Genomic DNA, 26,149 nt, shown 5'->3' with positions numbered 1-26,149 from the left:
AGTTATAAGTATAGATAAGGGAGATGTTTTTATGCCTAAGGATAGCCAACCCGATAATAAATTTTCTAGATTGGTTAAAAGTAACTATGATACACCTATAACTAGAGAGACTGGAAAAAATCAAAATGCTACAAATAAAAAACAATCCGCCAAAAGAAAGTAATTGAATTATAAAACAACCAAGCTTAAAACTAATTTAGTGATAAGACTTGGTTGTTATTTTTTTAAAAATAAACTTTTGAATTATTGTGATAATTTATTGCATTATCTAAATATTATGTTAGAATTTATATAAATCCTAGATTTTATTGTACCAGCTAAGAAGGAGTGAATATAATGAGTTTTAATGTTTATAATACGATGACTGGAAATAAAGATGAGTTTATACCTTATAAAGAAGGTAAGGTGGGTATGTATACTTGTGGACCTACGGTGTACAACTATGCACATATAGGTAATTTAAGGACTTATATTTTTGAAGATGTATTAAAAAAATCTTTAGAGTATGTAAACTATAAAGTTAAGCACGTAATGAATGTTACTGATGTAGGTCATCTTCAATCTGATGGGGATGAAGGTGAAGATAAGATGGCTTTAGGCGCAAGCCGTGAGCATAAAACTGTATGGGAAATTGCTAAATTTTATGAAGAAGCTTTTTTTGATGATTGCGCTAAACTTAATATAAAAAGACCAACTATAGTATGTAGAGCTACAGAACATATACAGGATATGATAGATTTCATAATCAAACTTCAGGAAAAAGGATATACTTATGTTTCTAATGGAAATGTATATTTTGAAATTGATAAATTTGAAGATTACACTAAACTTGCAAATATTAGCATAGATGAACTGAAAGCAGGAAGTAGAGTAGAAATAGATCCTAATAAGAAAAATCCGCTTGATTTTGTATTATGGTTTACAAATTCTAAGTTTTCTAATCAAATTATGCAGTGGGAGTCGCCTTGGGGTAAAGGTTTTCCGGGTTGGCATTTAGAATGTTCTGCAATGTCTGTTAAATATATTGGTGAGTATTTAGATATTCATTGTGGTGGAGTAGATCATATTCCTATTCATCATACTAATGAAATAGCACAGTCTGAAGGGGTTCTAGGGCATAAATGGGTTAAATATTGGATGCATGCAGAGTTCTTAGTAGTAGATAATGGTAAAATGTCAAAATCTACTGGAGGATTTTTAACGATAGCAAAACTTGAAGAAGAAGGCTATAGTGCTCTTGATTATAGATATTTCTGCCTCCAATCTAAATATAGAAAACAATTAGTATTTAGCTTTGAGAGTTTAAATGAGGCTAAGAAAGGTTATAAAAAGCTTAAAGAGAGAATTGCTACTGTATTAAGTGCTACTTATGAAAATGATACAATAAGTGATGATAAAATTGCTATCTACAAAGAAAAATTCTCATTATATATTAGTGATGATTTGAATATAGCAAATGCTTTTACTGTACTTTTTGATGTTTTAAAAGATGATGAACTTAATAATAAGGGAAAAGCTATACTTATTGAAGATTTTGATAAGGTGTTCTCATTAGATCTTATGAAAGCCCAAAATGAAGATGCAGATATAGATGAGGAACTTATTAAAAGGCTTATAATTGAAAGAGCAGATGCAAGAGCCAGCAAAAATTGGGCAAGAGCGGATGAGATTAGAAACGAATTTATAGCCATGAATATTGAACTTCTTGATACTAAAGAAGGAACGACTTGGAAAGTTAAATAAGTATGAATTTAAAAAATATGGAACCCCTAAAGCTATAACAATGTATAAACTTTAGGGGTTTTGCCATTCTATTAATTGATTTGAAGTAAAATCTATAATATGGTAAAATATACACAAAACACCTGTTACGTATGGGGAGGATTTTATGGTAATTAAATTAATAATTGGGGGATTATTTTGTATAACATTTGTTATGCATATGATTTTTACTAGAAATGAATACATTGTGGGGCGCATCTATACTAAGCCATTATTAATGCCACTACTGGCAATTTATTATATATCAAGTGTAGCGGAAGTTAATAAACTTATAGTAATGTCCTTGGTATTTGGATTCATGGGTGATGTGTTTTTGCTGTGGCCTAATAGGAAAAGTAATTTTTTGATCGGCCTAGGAGCTTTTTTCATAGGACATATATGTTATGTATTACTTTTTTTACAAAATATTTCTTTTGCAAAAGATGTACCTGTATGGTTTTATATTATTATCATAATATATGCTACTTTCGCTAGATCTGTAATGAAAAAATTAACACAGCACCTTGGCGATATGGTAATACCAACTTATATTTATATGTTAGTTATTTTATTAATGAGCTTTACTAGTTTAGCACGTATTTTTGTTATGGGTATGAGTATATCATTTTTACTTCCCTTTATTGGCTCCTTATTGTTTTTATGTTCAGATTCTATGTTAGGATTTTACACTTTCAAAGGTAAATTTAAAAATGGTGATATATATATTATGTTAACGTATGTTTTAGCGGAGCTTTTAATTGTTGGTGGATATTTATAAAATTTTTTTTGAATTATTTATATAGCATAAAAGAGCATAATATTATAAAATATCACTATAGATTAACTTGTATTTAACGACCTTTAAGTGATAAGTCGTTAAAGTGTCATTTATTAATATTAGAGGAGATGAGATATTGGCAAGATTTGTATTGATGGTGGGTGCTATATGTATTATTGTAATTGCGATAACTTATTTAATTCATAGACTTGTAGGTAGAAAAAAATATGCTAAATATATTCCGGCAATTATTTTTTTTATTTTGGCTATATATAACATATATATGATTAGGAATAATCCAGGTGAAGGCTTCGGAGATCTAATAAAAGCACTATATTTATTTGTGTGTGTTACTTGTTTCATAAGTAATATAGGTGCAGGGCTGTTTATTGACTTTATTTTACCTAGAATAAAGAAATAGAAGCATATGTTGAAAAAAACAGGTAGAGTTCAATAAATAAATTTACCTGTTTTTTTCTTTTTTGTATTATCTTAAGGAGTTAATCTTTCTCTATCCCTTGGAAATAAAGTAACTTCTCTTACATTTCTAATACCTAAAAGTTGAGGGGTTAATCGCTCCAGTCCTATTGCTAAACCACCATGTGGCGGCATTCCATATTTAAATACTTGGAGATAGCCAGCAAAGCTTTCATCATTTAATCCTCTAGATGAGATACTTTCTTTTAACTGTTTATAGTTATGAATTCTTTGTCCGCCGGTAGTTATTTCAAGGCCTCTAAATAATAAGTCGAAGCTGTGAGTATTCTCAGTACCTTCCAGTATCCTCTTTTTTTTTGCGGATAATTGTAAAACTGTCCCATTTGTTTTATTTTTTAATGCACTTTAGGATAATATGGTTTATAATGTTAAGGGTGGCATTGAGTAGAAATAATATTATTTATTAGAATAATATAAATTTGAGGTGATGAGTGTGGAGAGAGTAGAATTAAAAGCTTCAATTACGCTTGCAATTATTGGTATCATTATAATTTCTGTAATATATTTTAAACCAATGAAAATCGAAAGAAGCTTTAGTGGATATATGTATGCAGAGAATAGTGAATTTGAAAAAACAATTGAAATTACACTCATTGGAGAATTAAAAAAGAAATTATCTTTGAATCATGTATTTACGGGCACTATAGAAGTGGATGGTATTAAATTGCCGATTATTATAAAGAGAATATGGGCGAAAAATAATATTTTTAAAACTATGGGATATAGTTCATTTATAGAAGCTAAAAATAGTGAAACAGGGAAATATGAAGTTACCGGAACGGTAGATATATCAAAGGATTTCAATGAAATACTTATAAGATTAAATGAAATAGACAGTAAATATAATGGGAAATTTAACATTTGTGGTCCAAGTAGTACTAAGGAAGAAGCGAAAACTATTGTAACAAATATGGGAAAAAATAATTAATGGAAATTGGAGGAATGTTAATGTCTAAAGGATTAATTCTAAAACTAAAGCCATATTTAAGTGAAAAAATATGGGGATGGGAGAAATGGGTGCTTTCATGTCACGAAGATGGCGAATCTACAATACAAGAAGGAATATATCAAGGACAAGAATTATCAAAGATTTTAGGATGTGGTAGTGATTTTCCTATTTTAAATAAAATTATAAATACAGAAGATAATTTATCAGTACAAGTGCATCCAAATGATGATTATGCTAAAAGGGTTGAAAATACTAATGGAAAAACAGAATGTTGGTATATTTTAGAAGCTAAAGAAGGGGCAACTTTAGTATCAGGAATTAAGAAGGGCTTAAATAAAGAAAAGTTAAGAGCAATTATAAAAGAAGATAGATTAGAAGGATATTTGGAGCGAATTAGTATTAAAAAAGGAGATTTCATCTATATACCAGCAGGGACTGTACATGCTATAGAAGCTGGTATAAAACTTATTGAGGTGCAGCAAAATAGTAATATTACATATAGGCTTTATGACTGGGGACGTGACAGAGAATTACACATTGAAAAATCTTTAGATGTAATAGATTATCAAGGAAAAAATAGTGGTGGTAAAATGGATGATTTTCATAAATTAGAGACACCATATTTCAAGGTGGAAAAAGTTATTGTAAGCAATAATTATGAAGACAGGGTTAATGAAAGCTTCCATTGCTATACTGTAATATCTGGAACAGGAGTAATAAAATCTAATAATCAGCAAATTGAATTAAAAGAAGAACAAACAATATACATATCAAGTGGAATTAAGTATACACTTATAGGTAATATGGAATTATTAAAATCAAGTAGTCAACTGCCAACTACCCTAAAGGGATAGCGGTTTTACGCTTAAATTTATAAAGATAAAAGGAGAAATTATCATATGAAAAAAATTATATTATTATTTACAGCGTTTTTTATAGTTTTTGCTACAGGCTGTACGAATAAACAGGTAAATAAGGTTGAACCAACTCCGGAAGTAAAAGAAGAGGTAGATGTAGCACCTGACCCAAAAGTTGAAACAGAAAAAGGACCAAATGACAAAAATCCATTGGTTACAATAGAGATGGAAGATGGGAAAGTTATAAAAGTAGAATTATATCCGGAAATTGCACCGAATACTGTTAGAAATTTTGTTTCACTAATAAATAGTAAGTTTTATGACGGAGTGATTTTTCATAGAGTAATACCAGGTTTTATGATACAAGGAGGAGATCCTGACGGAACAGGAATGGGTGGACCGGGGTATGCCATAGCTGGAGAGTTTAGTAATAATGAATTTGATAATGCTTTAAAGCATGAAAAAGGAGTAATTTCCATGGCTAGAAGTGGCGATCCAAATTCAGGTGGATCACAATTTTTTATAATGGTTAATAGTTCAGCTCAGTTAGATGGTGACTATGCAGCTTTTGGTAAGGTTACAGAAGGTATAGAAATAGCAGATAAAATTGTAAACACACCAAGAGATGAAAATCAAGATAGTCCTACTTTTAATAGACCTAAAAAGGATCAAATAATGAAAAAAGTAACTGTGGACACGTTTGGAGTGAAGTATGGTGAAGTAGAAAAAATAAAATAAATTATAATAAATGTGACTAGTAAGTTATATTAACTTACTAGTCACATTTATTATTTTTTCATTCTGCTTCGCCATCTGAATGGTAGGTTAAGCAATAATATATGCAGTCATTAAATTCTGGTAGGCCACTTTCAATAATAACATGTGCATTATCCAATAATTTGTTGTAAAATCTTTTTGATCCATCTTCAAATCTACATTCAATAGTTCTTAGTCTTTTAAATAAATCGTTAGCTATTTCATATGAGATAGGTTCAATTATTCGCCATTTATCCTGAAGAGTGATATGTCTTTGTATAGCTTGCCTAAATTTTCTGTGAATAATCTCTTTGCGCTCACCCCTTAGTTCTACGCTATGTCCATCAGCATTAACCCCTCGAAGTGTTGGGTCTTTATCTAATATCTCTAGTAATTCTACAGTGGATAAGTTATATTTCATATGAACCGCCCCCTTTTAACAAACAAAAATAAGCCTTACTTTTATCCTTTACAATGCAAATACAAATTTTAAATAAATGAATATGGAACAAAGTAAACATTCATTTTAAGCTAATAAAAAGCATTAAAAAAGTACATTTTGCAAGTTTACTATTATATTATTGCATATATTATAAAAAATATCAATGCGTTTAAATATAAAAAGGAAAAAAATGAAAATAATAACGGTATATTTTATGGATATATACCGTTATTATTTTCAATTTCGGTTGTTATAGATTTTAGCAAGATTTCCGCAACATGCGGAAAATAACATTTATCATTTATGTTATGGAATACATTTTTTAGGCTGTGAATCAAAAATTCTCACAAACTTAATAGAATATATATCGCACATTAGCATATCATTTGTGCCACTTTCTTTAATTACAATATAACTAACTCCAACTTCTAATAAAACACCTTCTCTGTCAATTAACATACTAGTTCCAATTAAAAATTCTATTTTTATATATTTACCTATTTGTGTTGTTAACCAACCTTGAGTATAGAGTGGATTATTTACTACTGGAGGGATAGGTGCCATTTCAAAGTCTTGGCTACCCTGAGGGATTGTAGGCATAGGTTTTTGTCTTGTATCATAAGGTATATCAAAATTTGGAAGAGGTGTCATTGGCGGCTCAGAAAACATAGAATCAGTGTTCCACATTGGAGCTCCATTAAAATTGTTAGGTGGTGCTATAAACATAAAAAATCCTCCTTAAAAAATTATATTTAACATCTAGCTGTTTGTTATTAATGATTTTTAATTAGGTTAAAAAATATTTTGCTGTAGGATTATAAAAGCAATGCTGAGCTACACTAGCTTGATAGGTTCCGCTACCATTGAACGGGAATAAGTATGGGCAACCTGGTGCAAAGGGATTAAAATACCATAAGGCAGCACCTGTTGTATATAATCTATTACCAGCTAAAGCCCAATCAGCAATATCATAATGTATCTGTTCTGGCGGACTTGACCAAATAGTTTGTGGGTTAGTCATGCCATTCAGTACAGAAGTGGCACAATCAAATTGTCCTGTCTGGAATATAATATTTCTTAAATCACCTTGACCTAGCCTTAGATATTCACCATCAGCTACATTGACTCTGTTCATAACTACAGATGCGACGGCTTTCATTCCGTTATCACCCTCTCCGCCAGCCTCACACTTTATTATCCTCGCTAATAATTCTCTAGCACTGTAAGCCACTACTTGTCATCTCCTCAATTTACTTTACAGTATTATTATATTCAGACTCCTAAGAATAGTACTTAAAAGTTATAATAAATATAATTTATATATTTTCAAGATAATTGAAAGATTGCAATTATAAAACTAGTAAGTTTACTTGAAATTTGGTACAATAAAAACATATATATTTATATATATTTTTTATTTAGATAAGATATGACTGAAAAAGAAAAAACTCCTTTAAAAACTTGAATTTATCCTTATATGTTTATATGGATAAGTTATTATAGATTTATACAAGAGGTGAATTATGTTAAATAGTGGAGATATATTAGATGGGAAATATGAAGTAATAAAAATTCTAGGCAAGGGTGGCATGGCTGTAGTTTATTTATGCAAAAACATTAGGTTTGGAAACCTTTGGGCTATAAAAGAAATAATAAAAGATACAAAAAACATAGATGTTTTAACTGAAGCTAACATTTTGAAAAATTTAGATCATTCAGGAATTAGGAGAATAATTGATGTATTTTATGAAAATGACAAATTATATATGGTTCAAGACTATGTAGAGGGACAAACACTAGATGAGTATGTTAAGTCAAGTAGTAATATTAATCGAGATGAAATTTGTGCAATCACATTAGATTTATGTGATATTGTAGGGTATTTACATAATCAGAATCCAGCTATCATATATCGAGATCTAAAACCATCCAATATAATTATAACTTCAAGTAGAAAAGTTGTTTTAATTGATTTTGGTATCTCGAAAGTTTATAAGGAAGGCACGGAGAATGATATAGCGTGTCCTGGCTCTAATGGATATGCTGCCCCAGAACAATATGGATCAGGTAAAAGTTGTGTGCAAACAGATATATACGGCCTTGGAATGCTAATATACTTTATGCTTAAAGGTAAGGGTCCATACACAGGTATAGAGCCTCTTTTGGACGAAAATTATGATAAGGATATTGATGATAGTTTAAGAATTATAATACAGAAGTGCGTTAAAATTGATATTGCAGATAGATATGGTTCAGTTAAAAATTTAAAGAAAGCAATTTTACAAGTATCAAATAAATATGAATATGAAAAAAAAGAAATTTTTAGTAATCAGAATATTAGTACAAACCTTTTGTATAAATATAAAGTAAAATTTATGGGAAAAGGTGAATTTATAAAGACTATTAAGGAATTTATATGGTAATAGAAAACTAAACTTAGATTTTAAAGAAGAAAATAATGGAATTGTTAATTTATCATTGAGGTTTGTCCTAATGTAGTGCTATAATGTTATTAGATTAAATAATGTGAAAATTTATGACGATTTTATAATATTTGAGGTGGGGGGAACACAATGAGAAGAAAAATATTAACTTTAATTATAGCTACTGGACTAGCTATATCAATAAGTATGCCAACATTAGCAGTGACACTTACGAAGCAATTAAATAATCAAAAGCAACAACTATTAAATCAACAGAATACATACGCTGAGTCGCAGAAGAATTATGATGAGTTAGAGATATCCATCGAGATGCTAGACTCTGATATTGGCGAAATTTACACTGAAATAGATAAAGCAAAATATGAGATAAATGATACTAAAAAAAAGATAGAGCAAAACACAAAAGATATAACTAGTTCTGAAAACAATATAAAGGATGAAGAAGAGTTATTTAATCAAAGAATGAGAGTTATGTATATAAATGGAACAGAGAGCTATTTGGAAATTTTACTTAGCTCGGATGGAATTGATGACCTTATTTCGAGAGTAGAAAATGTTAAGAAAATCGTAGAATATGATAATAAAATGATAAGTGATCTAAATGAGAAAAAGAAAATTATTGAAAACAAAAGGAATGTTCTTAATGATAATAAAACAAGAGTGCTAACCCTTAAAGCTGTTAATGAAGATAAATTGGACAAGCTTAATACTAAAAAGAGTCAACAACACCAGTTGATAGTAGAAGCTAGGAAACAGGGAGAATTACGTAAGAGTGAAATAACACAAACACAGGCGTTATTAGGAAGTACCATGAATGAAATTGAAGAAAAATCAATAAAAGCAGCTAAATATGATTTGGCAATAGTAGCTAAAAAAGCTCAACAAACTTCTATATCAAGAGGTGATTTTGTTCAAAATGAAGCAAAAGTTGAAGCAAAAGCTGAAACAAATGTTGAACCAAAGGCTGAACCACCAGTGGTAGTAAAAAATGAAGTAAATGAGCCTGAAAAAACTTCACCAGCTAGCTCAAGTGGAGTAATAGATTATGCTAAAAATTTTCTTGGAACAAAATATGTATATGGTGCCACAGGCCCAAATTCATTTGATTGTTCAGGTTTTGTTCAATATGTATATAGACATTTTGGCGTTACCACAGGTAGGACTACTGGGGACCAGATAGCTCATGGACAATATGTTTCAAGATCAAATTTACAACCAGGGGATTTAGTGTTCTTTGGATCAAGAACTCCACATCACGTTGGTATTTATATAGGAAATAATTCGTACATACATGCTCCTCATACAGGTGATGTAGTTAAAATATCTAATTTAACAAGAAGTGATTATCTGTCTGCAAGAAGAGTTAGATAATAAAGTGTAAATAAAGAAAATGTAAGTAGACTTGTGTAAACAAAGCTACTTACATTTTTTTTCGGTATTCTGCAAGAAGTAAGTCCACCATTGCACCGTAGCTCTTTGTTCCAGACTTCTGATTTTGAGATTTAAGGTAAGTATCATTAATTTTATCATTTATTTTCTCTATAGGACCAGAGTAGCTAGTCCAAAATTCATAGTTGTAATTTAAATCATTAAGTACACCCTTACTACAGGATAAAATCATTGTATTATATACTTCTAGATTATCTTTTCGTAATGCGCTAATTGAATAAGATAAGGCTGCAAGGGTTCCAGAATACTTAAAGTTTACATCTGGGTGATTTATACAGGCTATATATGAAATATAATTTGCTTCATCTTCTTTAGCAAATCCCAGTTGATGTGCCATCTCATGAGTTGTGGTAAAGGGAAGGGACGAAACTGGTTGTGCTATGTTGACATTTGCTTCATTTGTGAAAGGAAAATAAAAACCTGTAATTCCTGTATAGCACATTGGAGTAGAGAGTAGTATAGCCTTGGGTGTTCCATAGTTACCCTTTAATTTAGTATATTGTAGTGAAGCATTATCATATCCTAAATGAGCGGTTTTGAATATATATTTTTTATTGTAAGCAAGTTCCATTACACCGTTTTCATTTTCGTTTATTTCTTGTCTTAGAGTATTGGTTCTATCTACAAGGCTTTTACAAAGTAGTGCAAGCTCATTTGAGGACGACTTTCGCAGGTTTAATTCAAATATTTTATTTATTGTAAATCTTTGATAATTGAATCCCCACAAAATTTGAAACGAAAAATATATTAATCCTAGTGTAGCTAATATATTTAAAATGGTATTTTTCAGGATTTTTAGTCTTCTATTTTTGCATTTATATAATTTTACAATTGTTTTTAAAATATACCATAATGTGAAAACTGCAAAGGATACAATAATAAGTTCTGCAAGAGAAAAGGGTAAAAATCTTGTCACTGCGCTTAATATATTAGCAATTATCTTATAAAAAAATGAGGAATAGAAATTTTCTATAAAATTTGGAAATTTTCTAGACATTTGAGTAAGAATAATACCTAAAGGTAAAAGTATGATTAATATTAACCGCTTATTGTGTGGTGGTTTATCCAAAATAACACCTCCTTCAAATTATATTTTACCAATTAAGTGATGAATAATCAAAAGATTTTATGTGAAGAATAAAATTTTATATTGCATTTAGTGAATGATAATGATACTATATACCTATGGGGGGTACATAACAAATAATTTTTTAGAGTTAAATATAAAATATTTAGTTGTAATAAATATTAAAATATAAAATTAAAAGGAGAAAAAACATGAATAATATATTTACAGTATTAGCTATTGTTATAATAGCATACATGATTTATCCTAGAATAATGATTAAATTTAATAAAAATGTGCAAAATGTTTCTGGAGATGATATAACTAAGCTTATTAGAGATAATAAGGATCTTGTTATTATTGATGTAAGAACTAAGGGTGAATACCAAGCAGGGCATATAAATAGGTCTAAATTAATTCCTGTTTCTGAATTTTCATCAAGGATTACAGAACTAGAAAAATTCCGTGGTAAACCAATGTTAGTGCACTGTGCAACAGGTAGTAGAAGTCCTAGAGCAGTAAATATATTATTGAAAAGCAAATTTGGGCCGATATACCATATGAGTCATGGGTTATCAGGATTTAATGGGAGTTTAAAAAAATAAAGGAGCATGTTGCTCCTTTTTTTACTTTAAGCCCATTTTGTTACTGGGAAAACATAGAGCATTGAATGTTGAAAATGTTGAATTAAAAGGTCTATTTATGTTATAATTGGAAGAATGATTATAATTTACCGCAAAAAACCTCAAGACAAAGAGGTAGAGTGATGGGAGGTGACTTTAATGAAAGGAATTACAAGAAGTGTAGCTGGACTTATAATTTTATCGATTTTAACATGTGGAATATATCATATTTATTGGATGTATGTGACAACAAATGAAGTAAATGAGTATTTATCTCGACAAGATACTAGTGGTGGAATGGTTTTAGTTTATAGTTTTCTGACTTGTGGGATTTATACTATATATTGGTATTATACTATGGGGAAAAAGCTTAAAGCTGTCCAATGTAAAACATTGGGTAAAAGTAATGATATTGATAATGGTAATGATGATTGTCTACTTTATCTTCTTTTAAGTATTTTTGGACTTGCTATTGTAGCTTCAGCTATAATTCAATCAAACTTAAATAATGCATGGGAAAGTATATAAAATTCATAATTATTCTATATGTTGGTATGAAAATTAACTCTTTTTTTACATCTACAATATGTTTTATCCGTGGGGTGTGGGGTATACCATGCCCTACATGCGGAATGACTAGAGCTTATAAGTTATTGTTTCAAGGGGATATAGAGGGAGCTTTTTATATGCACCCACTATTTTTTATACCAATTATAATTGTTGTATTGTTCTTAACAAGAAAAATGAATATTTTATATGAATATAAATACCATTTATTAGTACTTTTCATAGGGGTATATTTATATAGGATGCTTGTTTTATTTCCGAATGAAGCGCCAATGATGTTTAATCATAAAGCGTTGTTACCAAGAATATTTAAAATGGTTATAAATGTAGTAAGGAGCTGAATAAATTATTCAGCTCCTTACTTTAGGTGTTCACCATAATTAGATAAACAAATTTACATTTGAGTTTTCAGCTTCACCTAAGTAATAGCCAACTCCTCCAATTTTAACTCCATCAATAAGTTCTTCTTTTGTAATACCCATAACATCCATAGACATTGAGCAAGCAACGACTTCTACGCCACTATCAATAGCTGATTTTATTAAATCTTCAAGAGAACTTATATTTTTGTTCTTCATTACAGAACGGATCATCTTAGCTCCCATTCCCATCATATTCATTTGGGAAAGTTTAAGTTTTTTACTTCCTCTTGGCATCATAAATCCAAACATGGAATCGACTATTCCTTTTTTTACAGATACTTTTTCAGGTTTCCTTATGATGTTAAGTCCCCAGAAGGTGAATAATATTGTAACTTTACTACCCATTGCAACTGCCCCATTTGCAATAATAAAGGCTGCAATGGCTTTGTCTAAATCACCACTAAAAACTACCATAGTTTTGTTGCTTTTTTCTATTATATCCGATGGAAAGGATCTATTTACTTTTGTATCATTACTATTTCTTTTTTTAATAAAGGCGTAAACCATACCTTTTTCTTTTCTAAGATCTAATAGTTCATTGTTTGTTTTAGTACACCAAGATTTAATGTCCTCATAAAAACCAGGATCAGAAGCTGTTACTTTTAATATTTGACCTTCAGTTAAATCGTCTATATGAGCTTTAACTTGAATTAATGGACCAGGACAACACAAACCACAAGCATCTAGAGCTTTATCATAATTAGAAGTACCATTATCTAAAGAATTTTTTACAACTTGAGTATCAGGATCTACAGACTGCCTTTTGGCTCCATCATGAACACTTACTTTGTCTAGCTTTATATTTGAATTTAGAGCTGATTTATATCCTCCAGTTAAGTTTTTAACCTTAAAGCCATTTTGAGATAAAATTCTATCAGCTATATATCCTCTAATACCTATTTGACAGTATGCAAAAATTTCTTTATTCTTGTCAAGTTCATTCATTCTTTCTCTTAACTCATCTACAGGAATATTTATAGCCCCTTCCAGATGTCCATTTTCAAATTCAATGTCAGTACGTACATCTACAAGTACAGTATTCGATTTATCGTAGGCTAAGAATTCATCTGTAGTTATTACATCAGTTATTCCTTTTAACACATTTTCAGCTAAAAAACCTGCCATATTTACTGGATCTTTAGCTGATGAGAAAGGAGGCGCATAAGAGAGTTCTAGTTCGGTTAGATCAGTAACTGTTCCCCCTAGGCGTATAACTGTAGCAATTACATCTATTCGTTTGTCTACTCCATCATAACCTACGCCTTGAGCTCCAAGGATCTTTCCTTCATCATTAAAAATAAGTTTTAAAGTCATAGTAAGAGCACCAGGGTAATAAGATGCATGAGATACAGGATGTACAAATACAACTTTATGAGGAATGTTAAGTCTAGTTAAACTTCTTTCATTATTCCCTGTACCAGCAGCTGTTAAACCAAAAACCTTAATAATTGAAGTTCCTTGAGTACCCTTATAAGTAGTTCCAAGGCCGGCAATATTATCAGCTGCAATCCTACCTTGTTTATTTGCAGGTCCAGCCAGTGGAATTGCTGTTTTTTGCTTATTTACAAAATCAACTATTTCTATAGCATCACCTACTGCATATACAGAAGGTACAGCTGTTTCCATTTTATCATTTACTAATATATGGCCTTTAGGTCCAAATTCTATTCCACTATTTTTAAGGAAACTAGTATCAGGAACCACCCCTATTGCTAAAATAACCATATCAGCGCTTAGTTTCTTATCACTATTTAAAATTATGTCCACACTATCTTCATTATCTTTAAAAGCTTTTACTCCGTCATTTAAAATTATTTCAATGCCATTATCTGAAATTTCCTTTTCGACGGTTAAAACCATATCTGTATCTAAAGGAGCCATTATATGTGGAGCTGCTTCTACTATAGTAACGTCAAGACCTCTTTCTTTTAAGTTTTCGGCCATTTCAATTCCAACATAGCCTCCGCCAATAACTACAGCAGAATTAATACCCTTTTTATCCACAAATGCTTTTATATTATCAGTATCTGGTATATTTCTTAAGGTAAATATTCTTTTGCTGTTAATGCCCTCTATATTAGGTTTAATTGCTTTCGAACCTGGTGATAACACTATATAATCATAGCTTTCTTCATAAGTACCTCGAGCCTTACTATTAACTGTCACAGTTTTTTTCTCTGTGTTAATTCCTACTACATCACTGTTATTTCTTACATCTATATTAAATCTGGCTTTCATACTCTCAGGAGTTTGTACTAAAAGATTATCTCTTTCTTTTATAACTTCGCCTATATAATAAGGTAGTCCGCAATTTGCAAAAGAAATATATTCATCTCTTTCAAACATAATAATTTCTGCAGTTTCATCAAGTCTTCTAAGTCTGGCTGCTGTTGAAGCTCCACCAGCTACTCCACCTACAATTAATACTTTTTTCATATAAATATTCCTCCTTGTATTGTCATTATCTATTTATTTACTCAATATTAAAATTGAATTTATTAACTTTATTATTCTTTCATCTCTAATTTTATAGTTTACGTTAAGTCCTTTTCGATTTCCCTCTATAACACCTGCATATCTTAACTTCTGTAGATGTTGTGATACAGTGGATTGAGGAACCGAGAGGCAAGTATGCATATGTGAAACATTACATTCACCTTGGTCTAATATACTTTTTACTATACATAACCTAATAGGATGTGCCAACACTTTTAGAACTTCTGCAATTTCACAGTATTTCGTATAATCTATATCCATAGCTTTTCCCTTTCCTGAATTTTACCTGAGCATTATTTAGTTACAATTGAATTATTAGAAGATCATTAAATTGTTATATTCTAATATTAAGATATAACAATATAATAACATATATATAATTAAATGCAATAGAAAAAGCAAACTTTGTTAAATATTTATTTTAATAATTAAAAAAATAACAAGTATAATATGAAAGCATAACAACTTGTTATTTTTATTATTTTAAATAATCAAATTTATTTCTTGATGCTATATAGTTTGCAGCCAAATATATTAAAATCATTATAGGGACTGAGTAATAGTACTTCCAATGTGTTTGTTTATAAAGTCCGAGCCATACATTTAGGGGTTCAAAGATAAAAGAGCTGGTTAAAGAATAGATTAGTGCTTTAATATAAGAATTGACCTTAGGAAAATACTGAATAGTAAGCATAGTAACAACAGGTAATGCACAAATATTATAAGGAACATATTCTGGCATTAAAGGAAATACATATATAGGATAATACCATAAACCCAATGATATTCCGATTTTATCCATAATGATTGAAATTATCATAACAAAAAAACCAGTATATAATAGTCTATCCGTGCTTTCTTTTTTTCTAAGGAATAACCAAATAATCCATGGTAAAATAATTAATGAAAGTGCTATCCACCATCTCCAAGTAAATAGAATATTATTTTTCCAAAAATTATAATAATCTAAATGAGTATGTTGAAGCTTTTCATATAAAACGTCTGAAAGCTTTTCCAGTGTGCTAAAATCCATAATTAATTTCCTTCCGTTGAGTTCTTTTACAATTAGTTAATAAAATTATTGTTGCCTTTTTCATAAAATTTATAAGTATTAAATTGAAGATTCTTTTTTGTAATTTCATAGTTTTCAATTAGTATATTAATTTTATAAGCAGGGTATATTAAATTTATCAATGAAAATTTAGTTGAAGGCTAAAATAATAACTTAAGTAGGTGTTTTTATGTATTTTCTATTTCTTGCAATTATATCTATTGTTATTTGTTATAAATTTGGAGACTGGAGAAATTGGGAGAGTTATTATCCAACTATACTTTTTTTTATTTTGAGTAATCTTGCTTGTATTCTATTAATATATAATAATCCATTATGGTTTTATGAATCAAAAATATTAAATCGTACTTTTTCTGATTTATTTATTTGTATTACAGTATATCCAAGTACAGTTATTCTATTTATTTCACGGTTGCCAAAAAAAACATCAAAAATAATACTCCACATTTCAATCTATGTAGCTATTTACACTTTTTCAGAATTAGTTGGTATTAAACTGGGATACTTTACTCATCATAACGGGTGGAATATATGGTATAGTTTGGTGTTCAATTATATTATATTTGCAATGCTATTACTTCATTATAAAAAGCCAATGTATGCTTGGATAATTGCACTCATAAGCCCGCATATTTTATTTTTTATAATGAAAATACCTTATAACTGTATAAGATAACATAAATTTAACATAATAGTATATAGAACTATAATTTTAAAAAGAAGGATGGATTTATATGACTACTGAAGCAAAACTTCAAATAACTTCAACAGAATTAGGTACATTATGGATGAGTTATCAAACATTATCAGCAGCAGTAGCAGCTTGCAATGTATTTAAAGAAAAAGCTATCAATAAGGATGTCCAAAATATGATAACTGCATATGTTGCTGAAAGAGAAAAAATTATTAATGAAATTGAAAATATATTCAATAATGCAAAAGCAGTTATTCCAATAGGATTTGGTGAGCAAGATATTATACGAGAAGTACCGCCATTATTTGATGATATTTTTTTCGTAATGTTCCTTCGTCAGATTTCAAAATTACATTTAGGTCATTCTGCTGTGTTTTCAGCAATGTCATATATGAAAGAAGTTAATGATGTATTAAAGCTAAAGTACGATGTTTCTAATAAATATTATGTGCTAGCTACAAACTATCTATTAGGAAAAGGGGTGCTTGCAAGGCCACCATATGTAACTATGCCAAAACAAGTAGAATTTATTGAAGACAAAAATTACATGAGCGGATTTAACGCTTTTTCTGAAAAACGCTCGTTAAATACAATTGAGGTTGGTTATATTAATGAAGCTATAGAATATAATATTTTTAATATGCAGTTACTTACTGGATTTGCACAAGTTGCAAAAGAAAGCGAAGTTAAAAAATACTTTATAGAAGGTAAAGAATTATCAAAAAATGTAATTGAAGAATTAAGTTCTGTGTTATTACAAAGTGATATTCAACCTCCAAGTTCATGGGCAGGTAAAGCTACAGATTCTACAGAGGCTCCTTTCTCTGATAAACTTATGATGTACATAAACAGTTTAACAGCCATAACAGCATTAGGCTTCACTGGGCTTGGTACATCTTTTAGCATGAGAAATGATTTACCTGTTAAACTTGGACTCATTTCCAAAAATACATTTCAATATTCAAAAAAAGGTGCCAAAATAATGATTAAACATAAATGGATGGAAGAACCTCCTCAAATGGAAGATAGAAATCAACTTACAAAATAAAAGACTAAAAGTATGGACATAGAATAAGATGTGGATGTTATTACTATTTAAATAAAAGGATGGATTTATATGACAACAGAAGCAAAAATACAAATAACTTCAACAGAATTGGGTACATTATGGATGAGTTATCAAACAATATCATCAGGAATAATAATTTTTGATTTACTCAAAGATAAAGTCATCGATAAAGATGCTCAAAATATAATAGCCTCCTATGTAGGTGAAAGAAAAAATATAATTAGTAAAATTGTAAATATATTTAATAATGAAAAAGCAGTTATTCCATTAGCATTCGGTGAGCAAGATATTATAAGAGAAGTACCACCACTATTTGATGATATTTTTTGTGTAATGTTCCTTCGTCAGCTTACAAAATTACATTTAGGTCAATCTTCTGTATTTTCAGCAATGTCATATATGAAAGAGGTTAATGATGTATTCAAGCTAAAGTACGATATTTCTAATAAATACTATATTATGGCTACAAGCTATTTATTAGGAAAAGGAGTGCTTGCAAGACCGCCATATGTAACTATGCCAAAACAAGTAGAATTTATTGAGGACAAAAATTACATGAGTGGATTTAATGCTTTTTCTGAAAAACGTGCATTAAATACAATTGAGGTTGGTTATATTAATGAAGCTATAGAAGATAACATTTTTAATACGCAATTATTAACGGGATTTGCTCAAGTTGCAAAAGAAGATGAAGTTAAAAAATACTTCATAGAGGGTAAAGAATTATGTAAAAAGGTAATTACTGAATTAAGTGGCGTGTTATTACAAAGTGATATTCAACCTCCTAGTGCATGGGCAGGTAAAGTTACAGATTCTACAGAGGCTCCTTTCTCTGATAAACTTATGATGTACATAAACAGCTTAACAGCCATCACAGCATTAGGCTTCACTGGACTTGGTACATCTTTTAGTATGAGAAATGATTTACCTGTTAAGCTTGGGCTCATTTCTAAAAATACATTTGAATATTCAAAAAAAGGTGCTAAAATTATGATTAAACATAAATGGATGGAAGAACCTCCTCAAATGGAAGACAGGAACCAACTTACAAAATAAAAAGAATAAATATGTATATATCTATATTAATATTAAAAAACAAAAGAAAGGAGAATTTAAATGACTACAGAGGCAAAGATACAATTATCTTCATCAGAATTAGGTACAGTCTGGATGGCTTATCAATCTACAACAGCAAATTTAATGATATTTAATATATTTAAAGATAAAACTATTGATAGTGAAGCTAAAAATATATTAAGTGAGTATATTACTGAGATTTTAAATGTAAAAAATAATATTGTGAATATATTTAATAGTGCAGATGCAGTTATTCCCATGGGATTTGATGAACGAGATATTCTAAGAGAAGAACCCCCACTATTTGATGACATTTTCAATATAATGTTTCTTCGTCAGATGATGAAATTAAAAATTGGTCATTGTGCTGTTTTTACAGCTCTATCTAATATGAAAGAAGCTCATGATTTATTTAAACTTGAATATGATATTGCTGATAAGTATTATGTTATGACAACAAACTATCTATTAGGAAAAGGAGTTCTTGCACAACCACCAACTGTAACTATGCCAAAACATATAGAATTTATTGAAAACATAAATTACATGAGTGGATATAATATTTTATCAGAGAAACGTTCATTAAATACAATTGAGGTTGGTTATATTAATGAAGCTCTAGAAAATAACATTTTAGGAATGCAACTTATGACAGGATTTGCACAAGTTGCCAAAGAAAATGAAGTAAAAACATATTTTATAGAAGGTAAAGAAATAGCAAAAAACATTATAACTGAATTAAGTGCTGTATTATTACAAAGTGATATTCAACCTCCAAGTACATGGGCAGGCAAAGCTACAGATACAATTAAACCACCCTTTTCAGATAAACTTATGATGTTTATAATTAGTTTAATATCCAGCTCAGCTTTAGGTTTCAATGCTTTAGGTACATCATTTAGTATGAGAGGTGATTTACATGTTAAACTAGCAATAATTGTAAAAAACACATTTTCTTTTTCGAAAAAGGGTGGAAAAATGATGATTAAACATGGGTGGATGGAAGAACCACCTCAAATGGAAGATAGGAATCAGCTTACAAAAATAAAATAAGTAAGTATACTTAGCATAATTTAATAGCGAAGTATTGAGAATTATTGTTAATAAAACAAGAGAAAATATATTGCATTTCAATTATAGACATGCTAAAATAAATGTATATTAATTGTTAAATGACAGTTAGTGCTGAGATTAAACTAGATAACAACATATCCTCTTTTTGAATATAATTGTTAATTGGTTCTAGATCTTAATATTTAGAAAAAGGAGGAATGTTTAACATGGCAGATAAAACTTTAGTATGTAAAGATTGCGGTAAAGACTTCGTATTCACTGAAGGCGAACAAGAATTCTACAAAGAAAAAGGATTCGACAATGAGCCTCAAAGATGTGTTGATTGCAGAAGAGCAAGAAAACAACAGAACGACAGAGGATTCAGAAGATAATGAAAAGATTATTATTAACCCTATAGGATCAAACCTATAGGGTTTGTTTTTTAGCTTTTTTGGCATATATAAACCCCTGTGACAATCAAAATACCAGTAAAAAACTTTACAATGGACATATTCTCCTTCAATATAGCTACTGAAAGTATGATAGAAAAAATAGGTACTAAATTAATAAAATTTGAAGTTTTACTTGGACCTATTTGTTTTATGGACATTTGTTGAACCAAATATCCTATAATAGATGCAAATATACTCATATATAATACTGCCACAAATGAGTAGTAGGGAACTGACATTATAAACATCCAAGGCCTGTCATATATAACAAAAGGAATTAAAAATATAGTGCAAAATAGGAAACTGTAAAAGGTTAGAATAAGTGGTGAAAATTTATGTATAACAATTTTACTGAAAACTGAATATGCAGCCCATAAACTAACAGCTACAAGCATTAATAAATCACCTTTGTTTAATGAAAGATTACGCATTATAGACAAATTTGCATTTGTTATAGTTAGAAATACGCCTGAAAAAGATAAAAATATTCCAATAGCTCTTTTAAAGGTTATTTTATCTTTTAAAAATATAATACATAAAATTGTTGTTATTATAGGATTAGTGGCTGCTATTAGAGATGAATTTATTGCAGTGGTGTATTTTAATGCACTAAAAAAGAAAACATGATAGCCAAACATTCCAATTATACCAGTAAACAAAAATATAGGAACATCCTTTTTAGTTAATTTATAGTTGCTTTTGTCCTTATACTTTACAACAAAAAAAAGAATAAAAGTTGCAACAAAAAATCTTAGAAAAGTTAAAGTATAGACTGGAATAAAAGGTACGGAAAGTTTTCCAGCAATAAATGCTCCTCCCCAAAACAAAGCAGATAAAACCATTAATATGTATATTTTTTTGTTATCCAATAATACCAACTCCTTATAATATCTTATTATAGCAATGATTTTTTAAATATAACAGTAAAAAAAACCGTACCTTTTACAGTACGGCTTTGATGTTGTGATGTTATTATTTTACAGTTATATCCTTATTATCACATATAAGTTTAATTTCTTTTCCAAGTTGTGTTGTTTTTAAACTAACCGTATGGCCCCATAACTCATATATATACTTTAGTGTCCCTTGTGCATAAACAGAATTTAACTCTCTTCCATCAAAAACATGTTCTAGAATTAAAGTTTTGTCATTTTTGGACATTTCTATTACTCTAATAAGGGGTATACTCCCTACGCCGCAAGAATTACATAAGGAATTTCTAATACTCTTAAACCCATTATCATCAGCTACTTCTTTAATTACATAATTTCCATCCTTAGCAGCATACTCAAATAAATTAAGGTCTGCGCATAGTTCTTCTGTTAGATATTTCCTTAAAAAGGATTCATCTCGTTCAAGGGATCTAACTTCAAATATCTTATCTGGTCCATATCGTTTTACAATATCTTCAAAAATTTTGAAACCTACAAAATATGGATTTATGGATCCAAAACCTGGAGCTATAACATCATTATGGCGCTTGATGAATTCTAAATGGAGTGAATCAGGTAAATTCAATTTTTTTAATATATTATAATGCCAATAGCTAGCCCAGCCCTCATTCATTATTTTTGTCTCAATTTGAGGTATAAAGTAAGATGTTTCTTGTCTTACAAATTCTAATAAACTTTTTTCCCATTCCTCCAGCTCTCCATATTTTATTATAAAATATAAAATATCATCCTCTGGTTCTATAGGGATTTTATTTAAATTAGGAAATTGTAATTTAACATATGTTTCTAAATTACTATGAACTTCATTTTTATCTTTATAATCATCTAAAAGTCGCTGTTTTAAGATTTCTCCATGTATTCTTTTTTCTCCAATAACCCTAGAGGTCTGAAATTTTATGGCATGAGCTGCATCTAATATTCTTTCTACCTTCTCATAACCTATACTTGGATCATTTATATAACTCCTTACCATATCTGCATGAAATTTAAACATTTCCACAGTAGATGCTGCTCTAGTCCCATCTTTAAAAAGTCTATTATTCTTGAAAAAATCATTATGGCCATAAACATGAGCCATTGTAAGTATCTGAAGTAAAAGGGTATTTTCCTTCATTAAATATGCAATACAAGGATCTGAATTTATAACCATTTCATAAGGCAGTCCAGTTAAATTATATTTATATACGGTACTGTTTTTTTCATAGGACTTTCCAAAGCTCCAGTGTGGATATCTTGAAGGCATGCCGATATAGGATTCGTAGCCTAGCATATCTTTATATCCTATTATTTCATATTCTTGAGGATAGAAATCAAGTCCTACTTTTATTGCTAAATTTTCGATTTTTTCATTCCAATTTTCTAAGCCCTTTAAGGTATACTCCAAAATAGTGTCACCTCTCTCCATCCTTTTTTAGCATGTATTTAAGTCCTTTCCATAGGTCAAGTTTTTCTTTTATATCCACCGAAAGAAAGTTTTTATTAGTTACACCTTTTTTAAAAATTTCTTTCATTGAAGAAGAATAGTAACTACGCATAAGCTCAGCATACCCAAATAGATTGCTTACTTCGCAAATATTTTTTGCAGCATCTATAGCTTTTTGATTATCTTCCTGCCAATTATCTCCATCACTTACGTAAAAAACATACACATTCCAATATTCAGGATTATATCTTTTATCAATTATTTCTAAAGCTTTATTGAGTCCACTAGAAATATAGGTGCCGCCTGATTCTACTTTGTGGAAAAAATCAACTTCGTTTACTTCCTTAGCAACAGTTGTATGGGCAACAAAACTAACTTCCACATTTGAGTATTTAGATTTAATAAATTGAGACAGAACAAAGAAGAAGGAGCGTGCCAAGTATTTTTTTGTGTTATCCATTGATCCAGATACATCCATTACACATATAATTACTGCATTTGCTTCTCTCTTTAAAACTTGTTTTACTCTATGATATCTTAAATCTTCATTTTTGAAAGGTAATCTTTCCATTTCATCATCTTTTGATATTTCTTTTAAGGCTTTACGTTTTCCTTGTTGTCTTTTAATTTTTTCAGTTACTGTTCTTTTTTTAGCAAGGCGTGGATTAATTCCATGTTTTTGATATCCTGATCTTTTAGTACTATTTTCTGTTAATATTTCAGAAAATTTTTTTTTGTCCATTTCAGGGAGCTCTAAATCTTCTAATAGATAATTTAGAGCGTCTTCTAATGTTATCTCGGTTTCGTAAATATCTTCCCCTTCATCGTCACCGGCTCCACCTGAACCTTTTCCGGAGCCTTGTGCTTTTTCTTTTCCTATAACTTGACCTCGTTTTTCATTGCCATCTCCACTACCAACTCCACCCTTGTTTTTACCAAAAATAAATTCATATTCCTTAAGACCTCTTATAGGTATTTTTATTTTTTTATCCTTACTTTGCCCTATAATGCTTTCTTCAGACAATATATCTCCTAAGTTTTCTTTAATGGATTTTTCAACAAGCTGGCGGTGACGTCTTCTATCCTCTACAGCCCTATCATGGTCTATGGGAGTTGAATTATTATCTCTAAATACCCCCATAGGATTAGTCCTTCCATAAATTATTAGCTGCATATTTTAATATTACATCACAGCAATGATCACAATAGCCATTTTCTTTCATTTGTTCCACCATAACATTATATTTTTCATCTTGATCTTTATCGCGTACTCTAGACCTAGTCACAATTCTTGAAAGCTCTTTTACTGAGCTAGTTAGTTTCTTTTCAATAGCTTCTTTTAGTGGTTCATAAGATTCATATTTAATTTTGCCGCCATTTCTAACTACATAGAACATATAGGAAGTTACATCACTCCTAAACCCTTTTGCAGAACTTTCACCTACTCCAATCTGTTCTTCTATAGAGCGCATAAAATGTTCATCAGCTTGTAACTCTTCACCGGTGGCACTATCCTTTAATTTTGCCTTATTTACAAAGGCTTCTGCATTATCAATATAATTATTAAACAAACTTTCAGCTTGTTCTTTATAGCTGTGTATAAAAGCCTTGGTTACTTCCTTTTCTAAGACCTTATTATATTCTTTTCTAATAGTATCTTGGACAAAGCCCATATACTTCTTCTTTTCATCTTCAGCAACATCCATTTCCCTAACTGATTTAATTATACTTTCCATAATACTAAGTGGATTTATACAATCAAATTCTGAATTTGATATAGCATTATCAATGGCTTTTACGATAAATCTAGTTGAAATTCCTTGCATGCCCTCATCGATACCTGCTTCTTCTCTTATTTCACTAATATCAACTTTTTTAGTAGTTCCTTTTTCTACTATTTCCTCACCATTATAAATCTTTAATTTAGTTATAGAATCTACTTTATTAGATGGTTTAAGTCTTGAGAGTAGTGCAAACGTTGCAGCTGTTTCAATGGTGTGTGGTGCTATATGAGGATTAAAATTACTCTTTTTAAGTATCTTTTCATAAATTTTAATTTCTTCATTTAATTCAAGGCAATAAGGAACCTCAACCTTTACGATTCTATCTAAAATAGCTTCATTAGTATGATCTGATTTAAACCTATTCCATTCGGCTTCATTAGAATGGGCAATAATTATACCATCAAAGTAAATCATAGAACCCTTCCCTGGTGAAGGTATTGATTTTTCTTGAGTTGCAGTTATTATAGTGTGAAGATATTCAACATCATTTTTGAATACTTCTATAAATTCTACTAGCCCACGATTTCCAACATTGAAGGCTCCATTAAGAGAGAAAACTCTTGGATCATCTTCTGAATACATATCCATTTTTGATATATCTACAGAACCTGTTAAAATTGAAGTATCTTGATTATTCGGGTCTACTGGTGGAACAACACCTATACCTTTTCTTGACCTTATTGAAAATGAAGTTGTTGTAACAGGAAAATCTTCAAATTTACCATCATACTCGTTTAAGAGCCTATATTTGCAGGCTGGGCAAAGATCGCCTTCAATTTCAACGCCAAGCATTTTTTCAAAGTCGCGTCTAAGATGTTTTGGTATTAAATGTAGAGGTTCTTCATTCATAGGACATCCTTTTAAAACATATACAGGTTCTGTATTTTCAAAAGCTTTTTTAAGAGCTTCCACTAATGATGACTTTCCAGCACCTACAGGGCCAGCCAAATATAAAACCTGTCTAGATTCTTCACCCTTCATGGATGCAGAATAAAAATAACTAACTATTTTCATAAGTACTTTATCAATTCCAAAAAAGTCTTCTTTGAAAAAATTATATCTTTTTATAAGATCATTGCCGTATATCTTTCTTATCCTTGGGTTTTCTTCAGGCTTTAAAATTTCAAAGCCATCTTTTATAATGGTGTCATACATCCTCTTATGTGAAAGTTTAGCTTTGTCAGGATTTGCTTTAATTTTATCTAAATACTCTAAAAAAGTTCCTTCGAACTTGCTTTTGATCTTAACTTCTCTATCATTCTGTATTATTTTTTTAAAGTCCATTTAATACCTCCTGTGATAGCATTATATTTATTATAATTAAGTATATGTAGGGAGATTTTTAACATGATTAATAATGCAAAATATCTCTTGAATTATTAAAGAATATTTAAAAAATATAAGAACAAAAATTAAAATATTGCATATATAAATTAATTTAATTTCAATTATATCTACCGTTAT

Annotated in this window: 29 protein-coding genes; 17 read left to right on the top strand and 12 right to left on the bottom strand. The window is 29.7% G+C overall.

What is annotated here, in order from left to right; genetic code table 11:
• Positions 1-31: 31 nt before the first annotated feature.
• The 4 genes from ACREWB_RS17215 (at position 32) to ACREWB_RS17200 (ending at position 2,960) form a co-directional block, all read left to right on the top strand.
• Positions 32-163, top strand: coding sequence for a hypothetical protein (locus tag ACREWB_RS17215; RefSeq protein WP_291640093.1), 132 nt, complete (start codon positions 32-34; stop codon positions 161-163).
• Positions 164-336: 173 nt separating this feature from the next.
• Positions 337-1,743 (top strand): cysteine--tRNA ligase, encoded by a 1,407-nt coding sequence (cysS, locus tag ACREWB_RS17210; protein WP_431548692.1) that lies wholly within the window; start codon positions 337-339, stop codon positions 1,741-1,743.
• A gap of 145 nt (positions 1,744-1,888) precedes the next feature.
• Positions 1,889-2,539, top strand: a complete 651-nt coding sequence (locus ACREWB_RS17205) for a lysoplasmalogenase (protein WP_431548691.1) — start codon at positions 1,889-1,891, stop codon at positions 2,537-2,539.
• 136 nt (positions 2,540-2,675) lie between these two features.
• Positions 2,676-2,960 (top strand): hypothetical protein, encoded by a 285-nt coding sequence (locus ACREWB_RS17200; protein WP_431548690.1) that lies wholly within the window; start codon positions 2,676-2,678, stop codon positions 2,958-2,960.
• Between the two features lie 71 nt (positions 2,961-3,031).
• Here ACREWB_RS17200 and ACREWB_RS17195 read toward each other — a convergent pair whose 3' ends face one another.
• Positions 3,032-3,319, bottom strand: a complete 288-nt coding sequence (locus tag ACREWB_RS17195) for an amino acid--tRNA ligase-related protein (RefSeq protein ID WP_431548850.1) — start codon at positions 3,317-3,319, stop codon at positions 3,032-3,034.
• Between the two features lie 151 nt (positions 3,320-3,470).
• On the opposite strand from ACREWB_RS17195, the gene ACREWB_RS17190 reads away from it, so the two are divergent.
• The 3 genes from ACREWB_RS17190 to ACREWB_RS17180 all read left to right on the top strand — a co-directional run bounded on the left by ACREWB_RS17190 (position 3,471) and on the right by ACREWB_RS17180 (position 5,581).
• Positions 3,471-3,965, top strand: a complete 495-nt coding sequence (locus ACREWB_RS17190; RefSeq protein ID WP_431548689.1) for a hypothetical protein — start codon at positions 3,471-3,473, stop codon at positions 3,963-3,965.
• Between the two features lie 20 nt (positions 3,966-3,985).
• Positions 3,986-4,840 (top strand): type I phosphomannose isomerase catalytic subunit, encoded by an 855-nt coding sequence (locus tag ACREWB_RS17185; RefSeq protein WP_431548688.1) that lies wholly within the window; start codon positions 3,986-3,988, stop codon positions 4,838-4,840.
• Between the two features lie 228 nt (positions 4,841-5,068).
• Positions 5,069-5,581: a peptidylprolyl isomerase gene (locus ACREWB_RS17180; protein WP_431548849.1), complete on the top strand. Its 513-nt coding sequence runs from the start codon at positions 5,069-5,071 to the stop codon at positions 5,579-5,581.
• A gap of 58 nt (positions 5,582-5,639) precedes the next feature.
• Here ACREWB_RS17180 and ACREWB_RS17175 read toward each other — a convergent pair whose 3' ends face one another.
• The 3 genes from ACREWB_RS17175 to ACREWB_RS17165 all read right to left on the bottom strand — a co-directional run bounded on the left by ACREWB_RS17175 (position 5,640) and on the right by ACREWB_RS17165 (position 7,272).
• Positions 5,640-6,020: a hypothetical protein gene (locus ACREWB_RS17175; protein WP_431548687.1), complete on the bottom strand. Its 381-nt coding sequence runs from the start codon at positions 6,018-6,020 to the stop codon at positions 5,640-5,642.
• Positions 6,021-6,347: 327 nt separating this feature from the next.
• The gene (locus ACREWB_RS17170) at positions 6,348-6,767 is read right to left on the bottom strand and encodes a hypothetical protein (RefSeq protein ID WP_431548686.1); all 420 of its coding nucleotides are present in this window, start codon (positions 6,765-6,767) and stop codon (positions 6,348-6,350) included.
• A gap of 61 nt (positions 6,768-6,828) precedes the next feature.
• Positions 6,829-7,272, bottom strand: a complete 444-nt coding sequence (locus tag ACREWB_RS17165; protein WP_431548685.1) for a cell wall hydrolase — start codon at positions 7,270-7,272, stop codon at positions 6,829-6,831.
• A gap of 292 nt (positions 7,273-7,564) precedes the next feature.
• On the opposite strand from ACREWB_RS17165, the gene ACREWB_RS17160 reads away from it, so the two are divergent.
• Positions 7,565-8,464: a serine/threonine protein kinase gene (locus ACREWB_RS17160; RefSeq protein ID WP_431548684.1), complete on the top strand. Its 900-nt coding sequence runs from the start codon at positions 7,565-7,567 to the stop codon at positions 8,462-8,464.
• Positions 8,465-8,614: 150 nt separating this feature from the next.
• Positions 8,615-9,856, top strand: a complete 1,242-nt coding sequence (locus tag ACREWB_RS17155) for a C40 family peptidase (protein ID WP_431548683.1) — start codon at positions 8,615-8,617, stop codon at positions 9,854-9,856.
• Between the two features lie 49 nt (positions 9,857-9,905).
• Here the strand turns inward: ACREWB_RS17155 and ACREWB_RS17150 are convergent, their stop codons facing one another.
• Positions 9,906-11,003, bottom strand: a complete 1,098-nt coding sequence (locus tag ACREWB_RS17150; protein WP_431548682.1) for a DUF3810 domain-containing protein — start codon at positions 11,001-11,003, stop codon at positions 9,906-9,908.
• 209 nt (positions 11,004-11,212) lie between these two features.
• Between ACREWB_RS17150 and ACREWB_RS17145 the strand changes: the two genes are divergently transcribed.
• The 3 genes from ACREWB_RS17145 (at position 11,213) to ACREWB_RS17135 (ending at position 12,531) form a co-directional block, all read left to right on the top strand.
• Positions 11,213-11,605 carry a rhodanese-like domain-containing protein gene (locus tag ACREWB_RS17145; protein ID WP_431548681.1) on the top strand — a complete coding sequence of 131 codons (393 nt, stop codon included), beginning with the start codon at positions 11,213-11,215 and terminating at the stop codon, positions 11,603-11,605.
• 177 nt (positions 11,606-11,782) lie between these two features.
• Positions 11,783-12,151: a DUF4234 domain-containing protein gene (locus tag ACREWB_RS17140; RefSeq protein WP_431548680.1), complete on the top strand. Its 369-nt coding sequence runs from the start codon at positions 11,783-11,785 to the stop codon at positions 12,149-12,151.
• Complete coding sequence (locus ACREWB_RS17135; RefSeq protein ID WP_431548679.1) at positions 12,136-12,531, top strand: DUF2752 domain-containing protein; 396 nt, start codon at positions 12,136-12,138, stop codon at positions 12,529-12,531. The genes ACREWB_RS17140 and ACREWB_RS17135 overlap by 16 nt, the downstream gene beginning before the upstream one ends.
• Before the next feature lie 39 nt (positions 12,532-12,570).
• Here ACREWB_RS17135 and ACREWB_RS17130 read toward each other — a convergent pair whose 3' ends face one another.
• The 3 genes from ACREWB_RS17130 to ACREWB_RS17120 all read right to left on the bottom strand — a co-directional run bounded on the left by ACREWB_RS17130 (position 12,571) and on the right by ACREWB_RS17120 (position 16,141).
• Positions 12,571-15,048, bottom strand: a complete 2,478-nt coding sequence (locus tag ACREWB_RS17130) for a CoA-disulfide reductase (RefSeq protein ID WP_431548678.1) — start codon at positions 15,046-15,048, stop codon at positions 12,571-12,573.
• Positions 15,049-15,081: 33 nt separating this feature from the next.
• The gene (locus ACREWB_RS17125; RefSeq protein WP_431548677.1) at positions 15,082-15,369 is read right to left on the bottom strand and encodes an ArsR/SmtB family transcription factor; all 288 of its coding nucleotides are present in this window, start codon (positions 15,367-15,369) and stop codon (positions 15,082-15,084) included.
• A 217-nt stretch (positions 15,370-15,586) separates the two neighbouring features.
• Positions 15,587-16,141, bottom strand: a complete 555-nt coding sequence (locus ACREWB_RS17120; RefSeq protein WP_431548676.1) for a CBO0543 family protein — start codon at positions 16,139-16,141, stop codon at positions 15,587-15,589.
• A 208-nt stretch (positions 16,142-16,349) separates the two neighbouring features.
• On the opposite strand from ACREWB_RS17120, the gene ACREWB_RS17115 reads away from it, so the two are divergent.
• The 5 genes from ACREWB_RS17115 to ACREWB_RS17095 all read left to right on the top strand — a co-directional run bounded on the left by ACREWB_RS17115 (position 16,350) and on the right by ACREWB_RS17095 (position 20,465).
• The gene (locus ACREWB_RS17115; protein WP_431548675.1) at positions 16,350-16,856 is read left to right on the top strand and encodes a CBO0543 family protein; all 507 of its coding nucleotides are present in this window, start codon (positions 16,350-16,352) and stop codon (positions 16,854-16,856) included.
• Positions 16,857-16,914: 58 nt separating this feature from the next.
• Positions 16,915-17,922, top strand: coding sequence for a DUF3231 family protein (locus ACREWB_RS17110; RefSeq protein WP_431548674.1), 1,008 nt, complete (start codon positions 16,915-16,917; stop codon positions 17,920-17,922).
• Positions 17,923-17,991: 69 nt separating this feature from the next.
• Positions 17,992-18,999: a DUF3231 family protein gene (locus ACREWB_RS17105; protein WP_431548673.1), complete on the top strand. Its 1,008-nt coding sequence runs from the start codon at positions 17,992-17,994 to the stop codon at positions 18,997-18,999.
• 60 nt (positions 19,000-19,059) lie between these two features.
• A complete protein-coding gene (locus tag ACREWB_RS17100) occupies positions 19,060-20,073 on the top strand; it encodes a DUF3231 family protein (protein WP_431548672.1) in 1,014 nt (337 codons plus the stop codon).
• A gap of 227 nt (positions 20,074-20,300) precedes the next feature.
• A complete protein-coding gene (locus tag ACREWB_RS17095) occupies positions 20,301-20,465 on the top strand; it encodes a zinc-ribbon domain-containing protein (RefSeq protein ID WP_226261468.1) in 165 nt (54 codons plus the stop codon).
• 50 nt (positions 20,466-20,515) lie between these two features.
• Here ACREWB_RS17095 and ACREWB_RS17090 read toward each other — a convergent pair whose 3' ends face one another.
• The 4 genes from ACREWB_RS17090 to ACREWB_RS17075 form a co-directional block, all read right to left on the bottom strand.
• Positions 20,516-21,394 carry a DMT family transporter gene (locus ACREWB_RS17090; protein ID WP_431548671.1) on the bottom strand — a complete coding sequence of 293 codons (879 nt, stop codon included), beginning with the start codon at positions 21,392-21,394 and terminating at the stop codon, positions 20,516-20,518.
• 103 nt (positions 21,395-21,497) lie between these two features.
• On the bottom strand, positions 21,498-22,862 hold the full coding sequence (locus ACREWB_RS17085; RefSeq protein ID WP_431548670.1) for a SpoVR family protein: 1,365 nt from the start codon (positions 22,860-22,862) through the stop codon (positions 21,498-21,500).
• A gap of 7 nt (positions 22,863-22,869) precedes the next feature.
• Positions 22,870-24,042 (bottom strand): sporulation protein YhbH, encoded by a 1,173-nt coding sequence (yhbH, locus tag ACREWB_RS17080; RefSeq protein WP_431548669.1) that lies wholly within the window; start codon positions 24,040-24,042, stop codon positions 22,870-22,872.
• 4 nt (positions 24,043-24,046) lie between these two features.
• The gene (locus ACREWB_RS17075; protein WP_431548668.1) at positions 24,047-25,969 is read right to left on the bottom strand and encodes a serine protein kinase; all 1,923 of its coding nucleotides are present in this window, start codon (positions 25,967-25,969) and stop codon (positions 24,047-24,049) included.
• Between the last annotated feature and the right edge of the window lie 180 nt (positions 25,970-26,149).

Source organism: Clostridium sp., assembly GCF_050717635.1.
GTDB lineage: Bacteria > Bacillota > Clostridia > Clostridiales > Clostridiaceae > Clostridium_AD.
This window is presented reverse-complemented; position numbering and strand designations above follow the sequence as displayed.